16 protein-coding genes, 1 pseudogene and 1 riboswitch are annotated in these 20879 nt (G+C 39.8%); of the genes and pseudogenes, 10 read left to right on the plus strand and 7 right to left on the minus strand.

The window, feature by feature from the left end:
- Window positions 1–6: 6 nt before the first annotated feature.
- Window positions 7–393, minus strand: coding sequence for a S1 domain-containing post-transcriptional regulator GSP13 (gene yugI / locus BN985_RS08990; RefSeq protein WP_042222728.1), 387 nt, complete (start codon window positions 391–393; stop codon window positions 7–9).
- A 113-nt stretch (window positions 394–506) separates the two neighbouring features.
- Between yugI and BN985_RS08995 the strand changes: the two genes are divergently transcribed.
- A complete protein-coding gene (locus BN985_RS08995) occupies window positions 507–920 on the plus strand; it encodes a YugN family protein (RefSeq protein ID WP_042222730.1) in 414 nt (137 codons plus the stop codon).
- On the opposite strand, the gene BN985_RS09000 is transcribed toward BN985_RS08995, so the two are convergent.
- On the minus strand, window positions 897–1904 hold the full coding sequence (locus BN985_RS09000; RefSeq protein WP_042222732.1) for a potassium channel family protein: 1008 nt from the start codon (window positions 1902–1904) through the stop codon (window positions 897–899). The two genes, BN985_RS08995 and BN985_RS09000, sit on opposite strands and share 24 nt — an antisense overlap.
- A 90-nt stretch (window positions 1905–1994) precedes the next feature.
- Window positions 1995–2546, minus strand: coding sequence for a thioredoxin family protein (locus BN985_RS09005; protein WP_042222734.1), 552 nt, complete (start codon window positions 2544–2546; stop codon window positions 1995–1997).
- Window positions 2547–2674: 128 nt separating this feature from the next.
- On the opposite strand from BN985_RS09005, the gene BN985_RS09010 reads away from it, so the two are divergent.
- The 3 genes and pseudogenes from BN985_RS09010 (at window position 2675) to BN985_RS09020 (ending at window position 9988) form a co-directional block, all read left to right on the plus strand.
- Complete coding sequence (locus BN985_RS09010) at window positions 2675–3733, plus strand: M20/M25/M40 family metallo-hydrolase (RefSeq protein WP_042222735.1); 1059 nt, start codon at window positions 2675–2677, stop codon at window positions 3731–3733.
- Between the two features lie 749 nt (window positions 3734–4482).
- Window positions 4483–8869, plus strand: a pseudogene (locus BN985_RS09015) (S8 family serine peptidase).
- A 229-nt stretch (window positions 8870–9098) separates the two neighbouring features.
- A riboswitch (FMN riboswitch) is annotated at window positions 9099–9243 on the plus strand.
- 160 nt (window positions 9244–9403) lie between these two features.
- On the plus strand, window positions 9404–9988 hold the full coding sequence (locus tag BN985_RS09020) for an ECF transporter S component (protein WP_042223073.1): 585 nt from the start codon (window positions 9404–9406) through the stop codon (window positions 9986–9988).
- Between the two features lie 132 nt (window positions 9989–10120).
- Here the strand turns inward: BN985_RS09020 and BN985_RS09025 are convergent, their stop codons facing one another.
- Genes BN985_RS09025 through BN985_RS09035 form a run of 3 tightly spaced genes read right to left on the minus strand, consistent with a single transcriptional unit; the run spans window position 10121 to window position 11835 of the window.
- Window positions 10121–10474: a TraR/DksA C4-type zinc finger protein gene (locus BN985_RS09025; protein ID WP_042222737.1), complete on the minus strand. Its 354-nt coding sequence runs from the start codon at window positions 10472–10474 to the stop codon at window positions 10121–10123.
- A 15-nt stretch (window positions 10475–10489) separates the two neighbouring features.
- A complete protein-coding gene (locus BN985_RS09030) occupies window positions 10490–10879 on the minus strand; it encodes a hotdog fold thioesterase (protein WP_042222739.1) in 390 nt (129 codons plus the stop codon).
- Between the two features lie 17 nt (window positions 10880–10896).
- A complete protein-coding gene (locus BN985_RS09035; protein ID WP_042222741.1) occupies window positions 10897–11835 on the minus strand; it encodes a 1,4-dihydroxy-2-naphthoate polyprenyltransferase in 939 nt (312 codons plus the stop codon).
- Window positions 11836–11999: 164 nt separating this feature from the next.
- Between BN985_RS09035 and BN985_RS09040 the strand changes: the two genes are divergently transcribed.
- The 5 genes from BN985_RS09040 to BN985_RS09060 all read left to right on the plus strand — a co-directional run bounded on the left by BN985_RS09040 (window position 12000) and on the right by BN985_RS09060 (window position 18456).
- Window positions 12000–13388: an isochorismate synthase gene (locus BN985_RS09040; RefSeq protein ID WP_042222742.1), complete on the plus strand. Its 1389-nt coding sequence runs from the start codon at window positions 12000–12002 to the stop codon at window positions 13386–13388.
- Window positions 13385–15121, plus strand: a complete 1737-nt coding sequence (gene menD, locus BN985_RS09045) for a 2-succinyl-5-enolpyruvyl-6-hydroxy-3-cyclohexene-1-carboxylic-acid synthase (protein WP_042222744.1) — start codon at window positions 13385–13387, stop codon at window positions 15119–15121. The genes BN985_RS09040 and menD overlap by 4 nt, the downstream gene beginning before the upstream one ends.
- 3 nt (window positions 15122–15124) lie before the next feature.
- Window positions 15125–15925, plus strand: a complete 801-nt coding sequence (gene menH, locus BN985_RS09050) for a 2-succinyl-6-hydroxy-2,4-cyclohexadiene-1-carboxylate synthase (protein WP_042222746.1) — start codon at window positions 15125–15127, stop codon at window positions 15923–15925.
- 142 nt (window positions 15926–16067) lie between these two features.
- The gene (gene menB, locus BN985_RS09055; protein ID WP_042222750.1) at window positions 16068–16886 is read left to right on the plus strand and encodes a 1,4-dihydroxy-2-naphthoyl-CoA synthase; all 819 of its coding nucleotides are present in this window, start codon (window positions 16068–16070) and stop codon (window positions 16884–16886) included.
- Between the two features lie 121 nt (window positions 16887–17007).
- The gene (locus BN985_RS09060) at window positions 17008–18456 is read left to right on the plus strand and encodes an o-succinylbenzoate--CoA ligase (RefSeq protein ID WP_042222752.1); all 1449 of its coding nucleotides are present in this window, start codon (window positions 17008–17010) and stop codon (window positions 18454–18456) included.
- 136 nt (window positions 18457–18592) lie between these two features.
- On the opposite strand, the gene BN985_RS09065 is transcribed toward BN985_RS09060, so the two are convergent.
- The gene (locus BN985_RS09065) at window positions 18593–19606 is read right to left on the minus strand and encodes an NAD(P)/FAD-dependent oxidoreductase (protein WP_042222753.1); all 1014 of its coding nucleotides are present in this window, start codon (window positions 19604–19606) and stop codon (window positions 18593–18595) included.
- A 418-nt stretch (window positions 19607–20024) separates the two neighbouring features.
- Between BN985_RS09065 and BN985_RS09070 the strand changes: the two genes are divergently transcribed.
- On the plus strand, window positions 20025–20849 hold the full coding sequence (locus BN985_RS09070; protein WP_042222756.1) for an ABC transporter ATP-binding protein: 825 nt from the start codon (window positions 20025–20027) through the stop codon (window positions 20847–20849).
- Window positions 20850–20879 lie beyond the last annotated feature (30 nt).

The following is a 20879-nucleotide window of genomic DNA, read 5'->3' on the forward strand; positions in this document are numbered from 1 at the left end:
TTCTACTTATTTTTTAAATGAGTCACGTTCTCCAGATTGTTCAATCCATTCTTCCAGCTTGTCTTTTAGTGTGTTAAAACCAGCTGTGTCATTGGTGTGTTGAACTGCTGCAGGTTGTTGCTTACGTGGCTTTGGTGCTTTTTTTGGTGCTTCTTCTGTAGCACGAATAGATAAAGAAACTTTGTTTTTTTCCTCATCAATTGTAAGAACTTTTACCTTTACTTCATCGCCTGTAGTTAGGTGATCGTTAATATCCTTTACAAAACCATGTGTTACTTCGGATATATGAACTAACCCCTGTGTTTCATCATCTAAGGCAACAAAAGCACCGTATGGTTGAATGCCTGTTACTTTACCATCTAATATTTGACCAACCTCAAATTTGTTTGTCATGCTGAACAACTCCTATATACATTATTCGATTCATTTCACACAATATATTATTTTAGCATAATAAATAAGTTTAGGCAAAGTATAAGGAAAACATCGTAGAAAGGATGATTAGATTGGTACCATTAGATTCAAAAGTAGAGGAAAGAATTTATCCATTATACGTATTAGAAGAACTTTTAAAGCCTGAAGGTTATGTAATCGGTGCAAATTGGGACTATGATAATGGATTCTTTGACTTGAAGGTTGATGATAAAGGGGCATATTACTTTTTACGTGTGCCATTTTATGCCGTTGCAGGTTCTCTAGATTACCCTGGGGTTACGGTTCGTTTGGAGAAGCCTTTCCTACTCGCGCATGAATATGAAGCTGGAAATGATCAGGACAGCCGAAATGGCCCTATCCAAGGAATGGTAAATCAATTTCAAACACCTACAAATCCAGACGCTGAAGTCCCACCAGAATATATAGAAATAGGAAAAAGCCTCGTTCAAAAGCTTGAGGCATTAATTCTTCCAAGCGATCAGTAAAATTAAAATATCGCCTTTTTGAATTGCAAAAGTGGGGGAGCAATTGAAATAATATTCTCGGTTACGTATAACTCCAAGTAGAATATGCTGCTGTTTGACATGATAGGTAACAAGTTCTGCAAATGTCTTATCGTGCTGATCCTCGGTTACGGTTATATGGCGAAACTGCTGTGTACGCATCAGCTGTAGTATATCCTCAAAGGGAGTAGAGGATGCTGTATAAGATAATTCATGATAAAAAAGTCCAGACATAAAGTCATTGGAACGGATAATCGTTGTGGCACCAGCTCTTAGGGCGTTTTCTATTTGAACCCTAGTAAGGACCTCCGCGATGATGAGTACATGTTTGTTGTTCCCGCGTACGGCAACGGTTGCTAATATAGTGTCATTATCAGCCTGTCTTTCACTTTTTGCAGAAACGTCTGCTGAAATGAGTACACGTTGAGCCAGTGAAACATTTGCTTGTTTTAGTATTTGATCCTCAGTGGGATCGCCTTTAATAAAATGAACGGGATAGGTACGGTAATCCACTGAACGCAGTGTCCGGTCAATCAAGACAATCTGGGTGTTAGGACTATTTCGGATGGACAAGTCAATCAGTCTACGAGTCCGTTCATTCCAGCCAATAAAAATGGAATGGTTACTCCCTTTAAAATCAAGCTTTCCTTCTACCAAATCCTTTTCGTGCTGTACCGTTGCAGCCGACAATGTAGTGATATAGTATGCTATAAGCCCTCCACCTGAAAGAATTAGAGTGATGGCAACCATTTTCCCAGGGATCGTTAGTGGGACAAAATCACCATAACCAACGGTTGCCCCTGTGACAATTGCCCACCAAATACCATCAAATATTGTAGGAAATTGTTTCGGTTCCACCAAGTGAATAATCGTGCCGAAAAATAACATGAGGGCAGCGATACTCAATAACAACCTAAATATAACAGGTAATTGATGATAGACTTGTTTTATAAATCGAACACTCATAAGCTCACCTATAGTCCTTTTTACTATTAGTATGGACACGGGCTTTTATGGTATATACAAAAAGCTGACAATAAATTGCCAGCTTTTTTCTTATTTTGTAAGAGCTTGTTTTAAACTGTTATATACTTCATCCCAAAAATCATGATTGTCACGGAACGATTTCGTCATAAACAAAATCATTTCATTAAATTTTTCCTTGTAGTCAGCCGCATCCTTTTCCGGTAGTTTGTCTTGCGATTCGCTTACAAACTCTTGGATTCTTTCGGCTCTTGGCCCCCATTTCGCTACTTCATTTCCATCCTGATCTATAAAGATGACAATAGGAATGGATCTCGACTTTCCGTTTGTTAAATAGTTATCCATCAACTCTAGATTTTGATCGCGAAGTAACATACGCACATCAATCTGACCAGCTTCAGCTAGATGAAGTAATATAGGAATGTTAAGCATAGCATCACCACACCAATCTTCTGTTAAGACAATAGCACGTAACTGCTTATTTTGCAGTTCGGTAAAAAAATCAGTGTCCGCTGGAAGGGAGTAGGTATCGTAAATATAGAGTAAGTTATCTTTATGTTTCTCCATAGATTCTATATACACATCTGGGGACATTCCTTTGTCAAACCAAGTATTCAGGTTCATCTTTTTCCGCTCCTTTTTTTAATAGTTATTTTGAGTGTATCCATAATAGAAAGATTCGTAAACTAAAGTGCTCTTTGTTAAATTATTTGCTATCATGTAAGAAGAAATGCTTAGAGGAGGAATTTAGAATGGAAAACGTGAACCGTGATTTTTTATTGGATTTGTTACATACCGCTTCCCCGTCTAGTAATGAGATGGAGATCCAAAAAAAGTGGATCAGCTATGTCCAAGATTTTGCAGATGAAATAAGGACAGATAATGCAGGGAATGCAATCGGTGTAATAAACCCGGAAGCTTCGTTTAAAGTACTACTTGCAGGTCATTGTGATGAAATTGGATTAGTTATCAATCGCATTGATGAAGAGGGTTTTCTTCATTTCGATAAGATGGGGGGTATTAATCCGAAAGCTGCAGTAGGCATGAAAACCACAGTGCTAGGTTATAACAAAACGGTTACAGGTGTTATCGGCGTCAATGCACAGCATCATGGTGGACTGAAAAACGACTTTGGGCTGGAAGACCTATTTATTGATTGTGGATATCAATCCAAAGAAGAAGCGGAGAAAGATATCCAGATCGGGGACTTATCTGTATACAAAACGGAACCAGAAATTTTAAAGGATCGCTATGTTGCGGGACGAGGCCTGGATAATCGGACTGGTGCTTTTATTGTGGCAGAGGTTTTACGACGCTTAAAGGAAAAAGGTTGTTCTGTAGGCGTGTATGCAGCGAGCACCGTAAATGAAGAAACCAACATGGGTGGTGCTTATTTTGCAGCAGCGGGTGTTCAACCAACAATGGCAATAGCTTGTGATGTAACGTTTGCAACAGATTATCCTGGTGTAAATAAAAACAAACATGGTGATGTAAGACTTGAGAAAGGTCCTGTACTTGCAAAAGGTGCTCCCATTAACATTAAAATAAATAAACTATTGGAAAAGGCTGCAAAACGGTTAGAAATGGATGTTCAATATGAACTTACACCAAGAATGACGGGAACAGATGCTGACAAAATGAGGCTGACTGGAGTAGGAGTACCAGTATCTCTCGTCTCTTTGCCACTTCGTTACATGCATTCACCAGTTGAGACAGCAAGTTTTAAAGATATTGAGGAAGAAATTGAACTTTTAGTTACAATGCTTTCTTCCCTAACTGGAAAAGAAAGTTTAAACCCATTAGAAGACTAAAGATAGATCACATGGAGAGTAAAAAGCTACAGATATAGTGACAAGTGGTGGCATCCCTGACATCAAGTCCAGTAGGCTTAAATTTATCCCGGAGCAACCGTCCGTAAGACTCCCACTTCAAAATATGAAGTGAAATAGTTAGTTTTTAGTGGGATTAAACGGACTAACATGCCGATTCGTTCAACTAACAATCAATGGGGGATATTGAAAACCCCCACTGATTAAAGTTTCACTTTATCTAGTCTGACAGCATATAGATCAAAAGTTTTAGTTGTTTCTTTCTATGTGTAAAAAGATTGAAGAAATATTACGTATTCACAGGTAAAAGTCCTTTTGTTTCTTAAAAAAGAAATAAAAGGGCTTTTTTTATTGTGTGTAACAGGGTAGTTTGAATCATTTTTTAATTTCCACCAAGAAACGATAATGATAAGAAAATGGCCAAAAATCCTTTATAGACAGGCTTTTTAGTTCCGTTGACAATGGCAGAATAACTATCTTTAGTCATTGGTCCCATGAACTCCAGAAGAAAATCCGTGACTATTTAATTAATTTAGAAAATTCAGTGATTAATCGACACTATTCGACACAAATCAAGCTGGACGCCAATTATACTAACATTAACATCATAGATTCTACAAATCCCACCACTGACATCAAGAACCCGCATAAGAAATTAATGGGGAGAGGAGGCAGTAGGTGTTTTTTTTGCTAGGCAAAATCTGTTTTACAAATTGAGGGGAGGAAATAGTTTGAAGACAAAGAAAAGGCGTCAGACGAAGGCATTTAGTATTGCTGCGTCCGTGTTAATGACTTTTTCATTGGTCACACCTGGTATGGTTAGTGCGGAATCAAATAATAAGCTGCACCAGTCGGTTAATGAATCATCAAGTTCGGTCGTACAGAATAAAGTAACTGATCGATTGCTTGATACGTTTAAAAAAGATGATAAAGTTACTTTTCTCGTAAAGTTTGCAGAAAAAGCGGACACGGCAAAGGTGGCGGAGGAAGCAAAGAAATCTACAGCTAAAGCAAATCTTTCGGCACAAAAGGCAGAGCTGGCACAACGTTCAGCAGTCGTTTCCGAATTAAAAGCAACATCTCTTACTTCTCAGCAAAATGTAAAAGACTTTCTTGAATCACAATTGGAATCAGGGAAGGTAGAGGATTATAAATCTTTTCATATCGTAAACGGTATGTCTGTCACTGCTACGAAAGAAGTGGCCGAAAAAATAGCCACATTTGCAGAAGTTGAAAAGATTTTGCCAAACGAAAAGCGTGAACTGTTTACAACCGTTACAGAGGACGCAAAAGCACCTAGTTCTGAAATCGCCAATGTAGAATGGAATGTAGAACGTGTTGGCGCGCCAGCTGTCTGGGACATGGGATTTGATGGTTCTGGAGTTACAGTTGCAAGCATTGATACAGGGGTTCAACATGATCACCCTGCATTACAAGAGAAATACCGTGGGTATGATGCGAATACGGGAGAATTCAACCATGATTTTAACTGGTTTGACGCTACGGCAGGTCAAGAAACACCGTATGATGATCAAGGACATGGTACACACGTAACAGGTACAATGGTAGGTAGTGAGCCAGATGGGTCTAACCAAGTTGGTGTTGCTCCTGGTGCACAATGGATCGCTGTTAAGGCATTCACTGCTGACGGTGGTACAGATGTGGATTTACTTGCAGCTGCTGAGTGGATTTTAGCTCCAACAGATGCTGAAGGTAATGCCCGAGTTGATATGGCACCAGATGTCGTAAATAACTCTTGGGGCGGTGGACCCGGATTAGATGAGTGGTACCGTGATGTTGTCATTAACTGGAGAGCAGCGGAAATCTTCCCTGAATTCTCTGCAGGTAACACCACTCTATTTAACCCAGGCGGACCTGAATCAATTGCAGTACCTGCTAACTACCCAGAGTCATTTGCGACTGGAGCTACCGATGCGAACGATGCTCTGGCAAACTTTTCATTACAAGGGCCTTCTCCTTACGATGAAGTGAAACCAGATATTTCTGCACCTGGAGTAAACATTCGTTCTAGTGTACCTGGTGGAGGTTATGAAGGAGGTTGGAATGGTACTTCAATGGCAGGACCTGCAGTAGCTGCAGTGGTTGCTTTGATAAAGCAGGCAGATGCTAGTCTAACTGTTGATGAAATCGAAGAACTTATTACAACAACTGCGACACCATTAACAGATGGAAACTTTACAGAAGTGCCAAACAATGGATATGGATATGGCCTTGTAAGTGGATATGATGCAGTATCATCCCTTGTGACTGGTTTAGGAACACTTGAAGGTCAAGTTACAAAAGAAGGAGAAGATACTGAAGCACCTACTTTCGAACATGAAGGACCAGCAGAATCGTATGTTGGTATGGATTTAGATCTATCCATTCGTGTAATGGACAACATTAGTGTATCCTCTGTTCAGCTTGAGTACACAGATCATAATGGTGATACGCAAACAGTTGAGGCGGATCGCATTTCTGGCGACTTCAAAGATGGAGAATATACTGCTACCATTCCTGGAGAGCATATTGATGGTGACTCCCTAACTTACAGCTGGAAAATTAACGACTTTGGAAACAACGAGGTTTCCAGTGAGGAGTATGTTGTAACCTTGCACCCTGGAATCACTGTTGGATATTCAGAGGACTTTGAATCAGAGGCTGCAGGCTGGACAGTATTCGGTGAAAATAACAGCTGGGAACGTGGTATTCCTACTTCAGGACCGGAAAGTGCTGTATCCGGTGAGAACGTTTATGCAACAAACCTTGCAGGAACCTATGATAATAATTCTAACACAAACACTCGTTATGCCTCCCGTTGACTTACCAGAAGGAGAATCATACTTACAATTCAGTCAGTGGTACAACATAGAAAATAACTGGGATTATGGACATGTATTTATTTCAACAGATCAAGAAGAGTGGACACAATTATCTAGAATAACTAATGTATCCGAAGGTTGGGAAGAGGTTGAAATTGACCTATCCGAATACAGCGGAGAACGTGTTTATATTGGCTTTAACTTAACTACAGATGGCTCAGTTGTCAGAGATGGTTTCTATATTGATGATGTCAAACTAGCTGACACTTCTGATAGTGCGAGTGCTTCTGTAAAAGGAAATAAAGGCAAAGCTAAAGGTAAGAAAAAAGGTGCCATCAGCCTGAATAATGGGCAAATGGGGATTGCAGGCTTTAACAATGCACTTGGAGTAATAAAGAGTGATAAAAAGGCTTCTTTAAAAGAAAAAGTAAATCCGGCTAAAATTGCTCCTCTAATGCCTGAAAAGAAAGAGAAACCAGGAAAGGATCCGATTAGCCCTGTTTTGTTACCGATGAGTGCACAAGTAAGTGTGCTTGAGAGTGGAAGAACAGTTAATACGGACCCTGAAAATGGCTCGTATTCTTTACTTCATGCTGCAGGTGAATTTACTGTTAAAGCAGAAGCTTATGGATTTGAATCAGAAGAACAAACAGTCACTATTGAAGGTGATGAAAGCACAACTGCTGATTTCACGCTAGAAGAGGTTGCACAACACACTGTAAGTGGCGCTGTGACAGATGCGACTACTGGTGAACCAGTGGAAGGTGCTACTGTAATACTAGTGGAAGATGCAAATATTGCACCAGTAGAAACGGATGCAGAAGGTAATTACGAATTAACAGCTTATGAAGGTAACTATACGCTGAAGATTTTGGCTGCTGGTTACCATGGAACAGAAGTAGAAGTAAATCTGGAGGATGGCGATGCAGAGGTTAATGTTTCTCTTGAGCCGTTCTATACAGTTCCAGGTGGAGAAATAGGATATGATGATGGCACAGCAGAAAATGCACGTGCTTTCTATGATGCAGGTAACGGCTGGGCAGTAAAAATGTCTCTTCCTGAAGGAGAAGAATCTGCCATCGTAACAGACGGTGTCTTCAAGTTCTGGGATGAAGAATTCCCTTCCCCAGGTGGAACTGAATTTGCTGTAGAGGTATGGGATGCTTCAGGTACTGATGGGCAGCCAGGTGAAAAACTAGCTGGACCAATCTCAGCGGAAGCAGTTCGAGATTCTGCTGAGTGGACGGTTGTTGACTTATCAGAACATGGTATTGTAGTAGAAGGTGACTTCTACATGGTTTATGTCCAAACACAGCCTAATACTGCTGCACCTGGATTAGCGACAGATGAAAATGGTCCGAATGCAGAAAGAAGTTATCAAATGGTAGGAGGAGCTTGGTCTCCATCACCAGCTGCTGAAGGTAACTATATGATTCGTTCACGTGTAAGCTATGAAGCAGAAACACCAGTAATTACCTCTCCTGCAGAGGATCTAATTACAAATGAAGCAGAAATCACTGTAGAAGGAACTGCTTCTCCAACAACTACTGTACAACTTCTTAACAACGGAGAAGAAGTTGGATCTGCTGAAATTGGTGACGAAGGATCCTTCGCTATCGATGTAGAACTAACAGAAGGAGAAAATGAGCTTACAGCTGTATCTCTGTTAGATGGTACAGAAATAGGTGAATCTGAGCCAGTTGTTGTAACACTGGATACAGAAGCTCCTGAACTTACTATTGACAGTCCTGAAGATGGGGATAAAACGAATCGTGAGACTGTGACAGTAGAAGGAACTGTAGCTGATGCTAACCTAGACTTTGTAGAGGTTAATGGACAGTCTGCAACTGTAGAAGATGGTACGTACTCCAAGCGGATCCTGTTAGATAACGGAGAAAATGAAATCGAAGTTGTTGCACAAGATCTTGCTGGTAATACAACTTCTGAATCAGTAACAATTGACGTAAAATATGATGCACCTGAGATCGAGAACCTAACACCAACTGAGGATAAAACATTAAAAGCTGGTGAAAGTGTCAAGATTGAATTCGACAGTGAGCCAGGATTGGATGCAACCTTTGTTATCCATATGCCGCTAACAAACGCGAAGAGCAGCGTATCTAACGCTACAGAATTGCCAATGATGGAAACATCTGATGGGCACTATGTAGGTTACTGGACTGCGACTAGCAATGTTGTAGCAGATGGAGCCGTAGTAGAAGTGAAAGTTAAGGATGACTACGGAAATGAAACAAGGGAACAGGCTGACGGAAAACTAATCATTAACGTCGACTGAACCAACTAATTAGCAAGGTGTGTAGACTATTCTACACACCTTGTTTTTTTGTGCGTAAGGAAAGTAAGTATAAAATTAAAGGGTGTTTCCGTAACGTCAATCAAACGCTTATAAAATCACAGTAATTTTCCAAGGATGCCAGGATTTCAACCTAAATATAATGAATCGAAGCAAAAGACTTTTCAAATCTCTTAAACTCACGTATACTATTTATATAATTAAATATCGATTCCATCTTCGGGGCAGGGTGAAATTCCCGACCGACGGTAAAAAGCAGTCTCATGCTTTAAGTCCGTGACCCGCAAATTTCTTTTGCGGCTGATCTGGTGCAAGTCCAGAACCGACAGTTACAGTCTGGATGGGAGAAGATGTCGAGCCGGAATTTAGTGCATATTTTGCGCTTATTTTCCTATGATTTTTTAAACATACCCTAAAGCCCCGATTAGGCTTTAGGGTTTTTTGTGTTTAAATGGAAGACGGCGGATCCTTCATCACGAGATAGGAATCGATAAAAGATGAAGGAGGAGAATGATGATGCAATCATCAAAGACGCAATCATTCAGCTTATTAAAACTTATTATTCTCGCTTTACTTGGGACCATTTCATTGGTGTTATTCTTTATTAACTTCCCATTACCGTTTCTACCAACCCCTTATCTAAAAATTGATTTCAGTGAGGTACCTGCCCTGATGGCCGCTTTTATTTTCTCGCCATTAGCAGGAGTTATCGTTGTTGCAATTAAAAATATTTTATATCTAGCAATTGGTGGGGGAGAAATAATTGGCGTACTGGCTAACTTCCTTACAGGAGTTTTATTTATCGTCCCTGTTGCCTTGATGTATCATAAATTTAAAGGTGTTAAAAGTGTAATTTCGGGGTTAGTTACGGGCACCATTGTGATGGCATTGGGCATGAGTGTTCTGAATTACTTCCTGATATTACCAGCTTATGGCTGGTTTATGGGCTGGGAAATGACAGAGCAATTTAAGTGGTTCTCTGTATATGCTGGTATACTACCATTCAATCTAATAAAAGGAATTGTTGTCGGACTATTGTTTGTACCTTTATTCCTAAAAATGAGGCAATGGATTGAGGAAAAGCGAGCAAGTCTTGTGTAAAAACACAATATATTTTCTTATCATAAAAGGACTAGTCTATTCAAAGACTAGTCCTTTTTATAGCTTTTGTTATATCACAACTTAACCAAAAAATCCGCTTGCATATTTTATGCAAGCGGATTGCCTCCATACCTATTGCTCTTCAACAAGATATCTTGCTGTAGGTTGTAGTTCTAATCGTTCTTCAGGTATAGGTTTGCCTGATTTTTCACTTAGACCGTACGTACCATTTTCAATTCGCTCTAATGCATCATCAATTTCTCGTAGACGATCTTCGCGCACGAGATTTAAACCAGCATCACGTTCTTGTTCAAATTGTTCGGTACCCATATCTCCAGGATGATTGTCATAATCTGCTAACTCATTAATTGAATCATTGGGACTATCTTCTCGATTTTCAGCAATCTTATCCGCGTTTTCTTCTCTTAATTGTAAAAGTTGTTTTTTAAATTTATCTAATTTATCTTTGCTTAGGTGTGTCTTCATTGGTATCTCCTTTCATTATGACTGCTTTTTATGAACAATTCCCAGTGTACATCTTGAAATACAAATTAGATTTTCTGTTTCATCAACTATCTGTATTTCCCATACCATGGAAGTTTTACCGAGATGGATAGGCTTTGCTAAAGCAGTGACTATTCCGTCTCGCTTACTCCTAACATGATTTGCATTTATTTCCATTCCAAAGACGTTCGATTGGTCTGTGTCTATGTTGACCATAGCACCGATACTGGCAGCAGTTTCTGCAAGAGCGACACTTGCTCCACCATGTAAATAACCAGCAGGCTGACGAGTTCTTCCATCAACTGGCATGGTAAGGATCACAAGATTTTTATCCAGCGATTGCGTTTCGATACCAAGTGCTTCCATTAGCGTCTGGTTAAATTCCATGTAAAGGTCATCCCTTCTTATAATACAGCGTCAATTAGTAATGATATTCCTAAAAGAATTCCATATATACTATTGGTTTTTCCAGTAGCTGCCATTGCGGGCATCATTTCGATCGGCATCGTTTTGCCCTGGAACTTCTTGATAACATCAACTGCCTTCACGATAGCAAGAAACGAAATAAGCGACCACAATGGAAGGATACCGGTAATGATGTAAGCGGCTGTTAGAATAAATGAAAGAATGAAAAATCCTGCAAGCACCTTAATGGCATTCTTTCTTCCTACTAGAATTGCAATTGTTTTTCGTCCATTCTTTTTATCACCATCAAGGTCCCGAATATTATTGGATAACATAATGGCACCAATAAATAATGCTACTGGAATGGAAACCCAAATAACTTCTGCTGTGATGGCGCTTGTTTGGATGAAATAACTAATTCCTATGATGACTGTTCCCATTAAAAAGCCAGAGAATACTTCGCCAAATGGTGTATACGCAATTGGTAATGGTCCACCTGTATATAAATAACCGAAAAGCATGCATACTAAACCAATCAATGCAATCCACCAGCTAGACTCAATACAGATATATACTCCAAGAAGAATGGCGATTCCAAAAAAAGTCAAAGCCAAGGTCAATACTGTTTTGGGCTGAATTCCATCACGAACAATGGTTCCACCAATCCCGACAGATTCCTCGGTATCTAATCCTCTCACGAAATCGTAATACTCATTAAACATATTGGTGGCAGATTGAATTAGCATTGAAGCAAGAAGCATGGCAAAAAATAACAGAAGATGAAAGTTCGTATCTTCTGTAAAAGCAAACATGGAACCGACAAAAACGGGTACAAAAGAGGCCGTTAGTGTGTGCGGGCGCAATAAACGCCACCATATTTGGAACCCTTCTTTTTCATTTAAAGCTTGTTTTATTGTATGATTATCTGATGTGCTCATTTCTTTTTTTCCCCCTGATTTCACGTGCGTATCGTATTAATTTTAGGGAAATTATGAAGGGGTGTCAATTCACTAGGTGGATTTCCTTGAGAAACCAGTGAAAAGAGAATAAAATAGGATAAGATACTGTGTTGACGCATGTTTGGTTACGGAGGTTTAAATAGATGATAGAACTTAAGGAAGAAAATATAGAAGCTGTATTAGAAGAGGCGATCAACACAATTTTGCCTCGAAATAGCAGGCTTGTCAGTATTACAAAAAAGGTGGAGTCAATAGACCCCCTTTCATTTTATGATGCAGCAAAACAATTAAGAACAGAAAGACAATATTGGTCCAGTACAGCAGAGGCATACACCCTTGTAGGTACGGGATGTGCTTTTGAGATTACTGCGAAAAAGGATCGCTTTGAAACAGCAGAGCAAGAATGGAATAAATTGCTAAACGATGCTGTGAGCAATAATCCTTATGATGTTCCAGGTACAGGAATTGTCAGCATTGGCGGGGCCGCCTTTGACCCGGAAAAAGAAAAAACAGAGCTATGGGAGAATTTTGAACCAATTCGGTTTACCGTCCCAGAGTTCTTGCTTACAGAGTATGAAGACGAACTTTATTATACTGTTAATATAATGGTAAGAGAAGATGACCATCCACGTCAGCTCGCAAATGAGCTGAAAGAAGTAGAGGAACAGCTTTTTAAAGAAAAGGTTCAAACCGCTTCCGACACACATATAGTTGGCAGATATGAGGTCTCTCCTGACTTGTGGAAGCAAACCGTTAAGGAAGCAACAGAAGAAATAAAGCAAAACAAGGTTGAAAAAATTGTTTTAGCCAGAGAATTGCGGTTGAAATTGGATAGAGAGGCTGACAGTGGAAATATCATACGAAAGCTTTTAGATACTCAACCCAACAGTTTCATTTTCTCTTTTGAAAGAGGGAAGGATTGCTTCATTGGTGCAACGCCTGAACGACTAGTTAAAATAAGACAAAACAATCTCTTCTCTACCTGTTTAGCTGGCACAGCTCCACGAGGGAAAACGGAGGAAGAGGATGCACGTATCAACTATCATTTACTACATGATCCAAAAAATCGTGGAGAACACGATTTTGTCGTGCAAATGATGAAGAAGGCTATAGAGAATTATTGTACAGATATCGACATTCCAAACGAACCAGTTGTTTATCCATTGAAAAATCTGCAACATTTATATACACCGGTCACCGCTCGTTTAAAAAAAGGCTCTACCATCTTAGATATTATAAAAAATTTACACCCAACTCCCGCACTCGGTGGGACCCCTCGTAAGGAGTCGGTAGCCTTTATACGAGAACATGAGCTTTTGGACAGAGGATGGTATGGTGCACCGGTCGGTTGGCTTGATAATAAAGAAAACGGTGAATTTGCAGTGGCAATAAGATCGGGTTTAATTCAGGGAGATGAGGCTTCCTTGTTTGCTGGCTGTGGAGTTGTAAAAGATTCTGATCCAGAAGAAGAATATGAGGAGACAGATATTAAATTTTTGCCGATGCTCTCGGTTCTTGGAGGTCCAGAATGAACCATACCGAAGTATTAACAAGGTATACAGCTAATTTTGTAGACGAATTATCAAAAAACGGTGTGACGGATATTGTGATTTCACCAGGATCACGTTCTACGCCGCTTGCCATGACGATTGCCGAACACCCAGTTATAAAAGAGTGGATTGTAATTGATGAGCGGTCTGCTGCATTTTTTGCAATGGGGATTGCGAAGAAAACAGGACGAGCTGTTGCTCTCGTATGTACATCAGGGACTGCTGCTGCTAATTATTTTCCTGCCATAGTGGAAGCTAACTACAGTAGAGTACCGCTTATTGTATTAACTGCAGACCGCCCGCATGAGCTACGCGACATTGGGGCTCCTCAGGCTATTGAACAGCTGAAATTATATGGGGATTATGTCAAATGGTTCCACGAAATGGCGCTACCAGAGGCTTCTGAAAACATGCTATCTTATGTTAGAAATAAATCTGGACGGGCTGTCTTTATGTCACTCGAAGGGAACCCGGGGCCTGTACATCTTAATTTTCCGTATAGAGAACCGTTAGTACCTGATTTTACCTTAGAAAATCTATGGGGTGACCAACTGAATGAGGCCCGCAATCTTTCAATGAATGGTACAAAACAGTTATCTGATATGGAAGTTAATTTAATTATACAGAAATTGGAAAATAGAGGGAAAGGTCTGATTGTATGTGGACCTCAAGTAGATAGTAAATTGGCTCTGTCTGTAACACGCTTAGCGAAGGAATGGAATGTTCCCATACTGGCAGATCCACTTTCCCAGCTCCGTGCAGGAGAGCATGCCAAGGATTTAATTATCGAAACCTATGATGCCTTTTTTAGGGATGAGACATTACGTAATAAACTAAGCCCGGATTATATTATTCGCTTTGGAGCCATGCCTGTCTCAAAAGCATATCTCTTTTATGTAAAGGAGAATAAGCATATCCCACAATTTGTTGTGGAAAATTATGCTGGCTTCAGAGAACCGACTGGAAACAATACGCAGTTTATATTTTCAGATGCTGTTCTTTTCTGTGAGGCACTTATTACTGCTAGTAGGAAACCCAAACTAGATAATACATGGTTGGAAACGTGGCTATCCATGAACCAAGTGGCAAAAAAACATCTTTTAGTTGAAGATCAAGCAGAAATAACGGAAGGGGAAGCCGTTAGAGCGTTAGTTGACGTAATTCCAGAATCGAGCAGTATATATGTTGGAAATAGTATGGCAGTAAGAGACTTAGATACATTCTTCTTCACTACTCCTAAACAATTATCGATATTAGCTAATAGAGGAGCAAATGGGATCGACGGTATGGTATCAAGTGCATTGGGGTCTGCCGTTACAGGTGAACCTGTAACCTTAGTGTTAGGTGACTTATCCTTTTACCATGATTTAAACGGGCTCTTGATTGCCAAACAATATGACCTGAATATAACCATTCTGTTGATCAATAATAATGGTGGTGGTATCTTTTCCTTCCTCCCACAATCACAAGAGAAGAAGCACTTCGAAGTGTTATTTGGCACACCAGTAGATATTGAATTTAAGCAAGCTGTGCAAATGTATGGAGGCACATACTTTTCAGCTGAGACGGAAAAAGAGCTGAAAGAAGTTTTGTATGAAAACTACCAGCATAAAGGGCTGTCTGTTGTGGAAGTTAAGACAGATCGAGAGAAGAATACAAACTGGCATCGTAGCAAGTGGAAAGCTATTGCCGAAGAATTGAAGGGTGAGGCATAGAACGTGTATTACAAGGTAAAAGATACAACGTATTGGTTAGAGAAGGGCGGCTCTGGGCCAGCATTACTCCTGTTTCACGGCTTTACAGGATCAACGTCCACTTGGAAAGCTTTTATAAAGAAATGGCAAGAAACATTTACTGTTATTACGATAGATCTGCCGGGTCATGGGAAAACATCAAGTGAAATCCCTATCACGATGAAGTCTTTTTGTGAAGACGTTGCAGAGATTCTTCAGTCCTTTTCTTTGGGAAAAGTTCATTTGTTGGGGTATTCAATGGGAGGAAGAACTGCATTATCCTTTGCCTGTCTTTTTCCAGACCTCGTCAATAAATTAATTTTAGAAAGTGCTTCTCCGGGATTAAGAACAGATGAGGAGAGAATGGAAAGACAGAAGAAAGATGAAAAACTGGCAGAAATGATTGAACGAGATGGCGTAAAAGCATTTGTAGAATATTGGGAAGACATTCCTCTTTTCGAAACGCAAAAGCAAATGCCTTTAGAAAAAAGGCAAGCCGTCCGAAGGGAAAGGTTATTACAATCTTCAGCGGGTCTTACCATGTCATTACGTAACATGGGTACAGGATGGCAGACTTCCTGGTGGGATCACCTTGAAGGTTTATTTGTTCCAACTCTTTTACTTGTCGGAGCACAAGATAACAAATTTATGAAAATTAATAAAAACATGCACGAATCCTTGCCACAAAGCGATTTTCGAATCGTTGAAGACGCTGGACATGCAATTCACGTGGAACAACCCGAAATTTTTGGTAATATAGTAGATGAGTTTCTTTTGGAAAGGTAAAATAAAGTAGAACGTTGTCGGACTATTATTTTATAGTTTACTTTCTAGCTTTAAGAAACCGATAAAAAATACGTTTGAAAGACTGCCATAAATGATATGGTATTAAGTAGACAACAAAAATACATAATGAGGAGGAAAAATAATGACAGTTCAATGGGAAAAAGCAAGAGATTATAACGAAATTATGTATGAAAAATATAATGGGATCGCTAAGGTGACAATTAACCGCCCGGAAAAACGCAATGCGTTTACTCCTTTAACTGTTAATGAAATGATCGACGCCTTTGCAGATGCTCGAGACGACTCAAGTATTGGAGTTATCGTTCTTGCAGGTGAAGGAGAGAAAGCGTTCTGTTCAGGTGGTGACCAATCTGTTCGAGGCCATGGTGGCTATGTAGGAGATGATCAGGTTCCACGCTTAAATGTATTAGACTTGCAACGTCTAATTAGAACAATTCCGAAGCCTGTTATCGCGATGGTATCTGGTTACGCTATCGGTGGTGGACATGTTTTACACGTAGTGTGTGATCTTACTATTGCAGCGGATAATGCTATTTTTGGACAAACAGGTCCGAAGGTTGGTAGCTTTGATGCTGGTTATGGTGCAGGATATTTGGCTAGAATGGTTGGACACAAACGTGCAAGAGAAATTTGGTACCTATGCCGTCAGTATGATGCAGAGCAAGCTTATGAGATGGGTATGGTAAATACAGTTGTCCCACTGGATAAACTAGAAGAAGAGACAATTCAATGGTGTGAGGAGATTTTAGAAAAATCACCGACTGCTCTACGATTCCTTAAAGCATCATTCAATGCAGATACTGATGGTTTAGCAGGACTGCAACAGATGGGCGGAGACGCAACGTTATTATACTATACGACAGATGAAGCAAAAGAAGGAAGAGACGCATTTAAAGAAAAAAGAAAACCGAACTTTAAGCAGTTCCCACGTTTTCCTTAAGAATAATTTCCCAACCCTTTGCTGTTAAGAAGCAAAGGGTTTTCTTAAATGCCTAGCTCTGAGCATCAAAAGGGTAGTCGTGCGTTCAGAGCATCTTACGTAAATGAAGGAGGGTACATCCATGAGTGCGACAATTCCTCACTGGTTGTCAAAACAGGCAGAACTAGCTCCCGATCAAATAGCAGTAGAATTACCAGATGGGCTCTCCATTACCTTTAGTGAGTTAAAGAATAAAAGTCAATCCTATGCAAAAAAACTTGTCTCACTAGGTGTGGAAAAAGGTTCACATATCGGCCTTCTGTCCGAAAATAGTATCCAAATGATTATTTCAATTCATGCATTAAGCTACATAGGAGCGGTTGGTGTTTTGCTTAATACACGCTTAACAGTTGATGAATTAAATTACCAGCTAAACGATGCCAATGTGTCTATTTTGCTGACATCTGCGACCCAACAGCATCGGTCTGATGAACTTAAGGTTGAAAAAGCAGTAGAACTGACAGAAGTGGAGAAGTATGGTGAGACTGCTACCTCTTTAGCTGAGGAAATTCAGTTAGACGATCTTTTTACAATTATGTATACCTCTGGTACTACGGGATTTCCTAAAGGTGTCCTGCATTCATATGGAAATCATTGGTGGAGTGCAATTGGTTCTGCTTTAAACCTAGGAGTGGAAAAACAGGATAAGTGGCTAGCTGCATTACCATTATTCCATGTGAGCGGTTTTTCCATCCTTATTAGAAGTGTAGTTTATGGGATGCCTGTATTTCTACTGAAAAAATTCCATTCTCAAACGGTAAACGAGGCCATCAGGAAAAAAGGCATCACCATTGTTTCGGTTGTTACCGTTATGCTCCAGCAGCTTATTGTGGAGCTAGGAGAGGAAACATATCCAGATTCATTCCGATGTATGCTACTAGGTGGTGGACCAGCCCCAGAAGCAATACTACTATCTGCCAAAGAAAAGCAGATACCAGTATTTCAATCATTTGGTATGACAGAAACAGCTTCACAAATTGTTACACTAAGTGAGAAGGACGCATTGCAAAAAATTGGTTCTGCGGGTAAACCGCTCTCTCCTGCACAGCTTAAAATTAATCAACCAGATTCTGAAGGGGTTGGTGAAATATTCGTAAAGGGGCCAATGGTTACAGCAGGATATTTTCAAAATGAAGAGGCAACGAGTAAAGCCATACAACATGGCTGGCTGGCGACAGGAGATCTTGGTTATATTGACAATGAAGGTTTTTTATATGTTGTAGAGAGAAGAACAGACCTCATTATTTCTGGTGGAGAAAATATTTATCCCTCTGAAATTGAAAGTGTTCTTGCTAGTTTGGATGGGGTTAAAGAAGTTGGTGTTACTGGAAGGCCAGACCCAAAATGGGGGAATAAACCTGTAGCGTTCCTTGTAGTGGAAAAAAACATTACGGTGGAAACGATTGAGCATTATGCAAAGCAGAAGTTGGCTGCATACAAAGTCCCTGCTGAATTTTACCTTTTGAGCGAATTACCACGAAATGCTTCGAACAAATTACAACGGAATAAATTGCTGGAGCTTTTAAACTAGAAATGAAATGGGATACCTTCATGAAGAGGGCTATCCCATTTTATTTGTCCTCCTGAACCTTTTATCCTGCCTTAACTGGCACTACAACCTCTACTTTAAGAATAAGATAGGGAACCCCATGGGATAACGCTTCACTTTACTTTTTATTTATTAAAGGTTCATAGTTTGTAGAATAAAGGGGCTTTAGTTCTTCTTTGGGTGCGATATGGAGCTTAGCGTTATTAACTGCGATCGGGCCATCATGAAAGCCACCTGCAATCAAATTAAGTTTGTTTGGGTAATTTGAAATATCACCTACTGCAAAAATGCCTGGAACCGATGTTTCCATCCTGCCATCCACTACAATAGATCCTTCTTGCATTTTCATGTCCCATTCGGAAATAGGACCTAGATCTATTACAAAACCATGATTTACAATGACATTATCAATTGGAACTTCCTCTTGAATTGCATTTTCCGTATGTGCAATGATTGCGGAGGCAAGTTGGCCGTTTTCTCCGGACAAACTAATAATTTGATAGGGCTTATATACATTAACTGCGGAACTCATCATTTTACTAATATTACGTTCTATCCCTGTGAAGGTCGATTTCCGATATACAACGGAAACGCTATTTGCAATACCTTCTAACTCATTCGCCCAATCAATAGCTGAATTGCCTCCACCAGAAATCAACACATTTTTCCCTTTATAATCAGACATTTTTCTAATCGCATAATGCAAACTTGTCCCTTCAAAGTCAGCTGCTTCTGGAAGATCTAGCTTTACAGACTTTAAGGTACCATAACCTGTTGCCAGAATAACCGTTTTAGTCAAATGCCGTGCCCCATTATTGCTTTTAAGTAGAAAGTGTCCACTTGGCTGTTTTTCCATATGCATGACTTGTTCATTCAGTACGATCTCTGGCTCAAAGGTTTTAGCTTGATCAATTAATTGTTCTGTGAACGCTTCTCCAGAAATCCGTGGAATGCCACCGATATCATAGATCATTTTTTCAGGATAAAAATAAGGAACTTTCCCTCCTAAGAATGGCAGGTATTCAATCACTTTGGTTTTCATCTCTCTCATCCCGCTATAAAATGCGGTGAACAAACCTACTGGTCCCCCACCAACAATAGTAACATCATACAATTCTAAATCCTGTGGCATGATATAGCCCCCTGTAATTAATTTGCTAGTTACGTGTTTTCTCTATATTAGGTTATAAAAAAAAGCCTTAATTATCAAATATAGCTTCTTTTTGTAAGACATGCATGTTGCACAGTCGATGATTGGAGGGTACATATCGACTAAGAGAGTGGATAAAGCGATCACTAGACTCTAAATATATTTTCGCACGCTTACAACATTACTTTATTCCGCCATAACTGGCAGTAACATCCCGCTAATTAATGTTTCACTTTTGGACATTTCGTGTCTGAATTCTGAGCTAATAACTGAAAATGATTCTCAAAGACATTGACTAAATGGTAAAAACCAAATAAACTGTAGGTAATACGTAAAATCAGGAACGTACAAAAAGTAAGTAATCTACGATACGGAGTAAGGTGTAGAGGGAGAGATTCCAATGCAAACATTAACCGCAAATGATTTAACGCTCGGCTATGGCGAGGATATTATAATAGATGACCTAAATTTATCAATTCCTAAAGGTGAAATTACCGTTTTTATTGGCGGCAATGGCTGTGGTAAATCCACGTTATTACGTTCATTGGCCAGGCTTCTTAAACCAAAAGAAGGTGGCGTAGTATTAGATGGGGAGGATATTGCTAAAGTTGGCACAAAGGATGTAGCCAAAAAGCTTGCGATACTTCCACAAAGCCCAGTGACACCAGAAGGTTTAACCGTAAACGAACTGGTAAAACAGGGGAGGCATCCATATCGTGGATTTTTAAAGCAATGGTCCAAGGATGATGAAGAGGCGGTCTTTAACGCACTCCAATCTACAAATATGCATCATTTAAAAGATCGTTCTGTGGATTCCCTTTCTGGTGGGCAGCGCCAACGTGCATGGATTGCCATGACATTAGCCCAGGAAACAGATACGATATTACTCGATGAACCAACCACTTATTTGGATATGACCCATCAAATCGATGTACTCGATTTATTATTTGACCTTAATGAAAAAGATGGGCGTACAGTAGTAATGGTGTTGCATGATTTAAATCTAGCATGCCGTTATGCTCACCACATTGTTGCAATTAAGGATAAAAAAGTCTTTGCTCAAGGGAAACCCGAAGAAATTATAAATTGTAACCTTGTACATGAAGTATTTGAAATGATGTGTGATGTAACATTTGATCCAAGATTTGGAACGCCAATGTGTATTCCGCATGGAAAAGGCCGTTGTATTTTTGCTAAAGGCAACCAGCCTGAAGCTATTAATTAAAAATTTTGACCCGTCTTCTTCGCAAAGGTG

The sequence above is a fragment of the Oceanobacillus manasiensis genome (assembly GCF_000724085.1).
GTDB classification, from domain to species: Bacteria; Bacillota; Bacilli; order Bacillales; family Amphibacillaceae; genus Oceanobacillus_B; species Oceanobacillus_B manasiensis.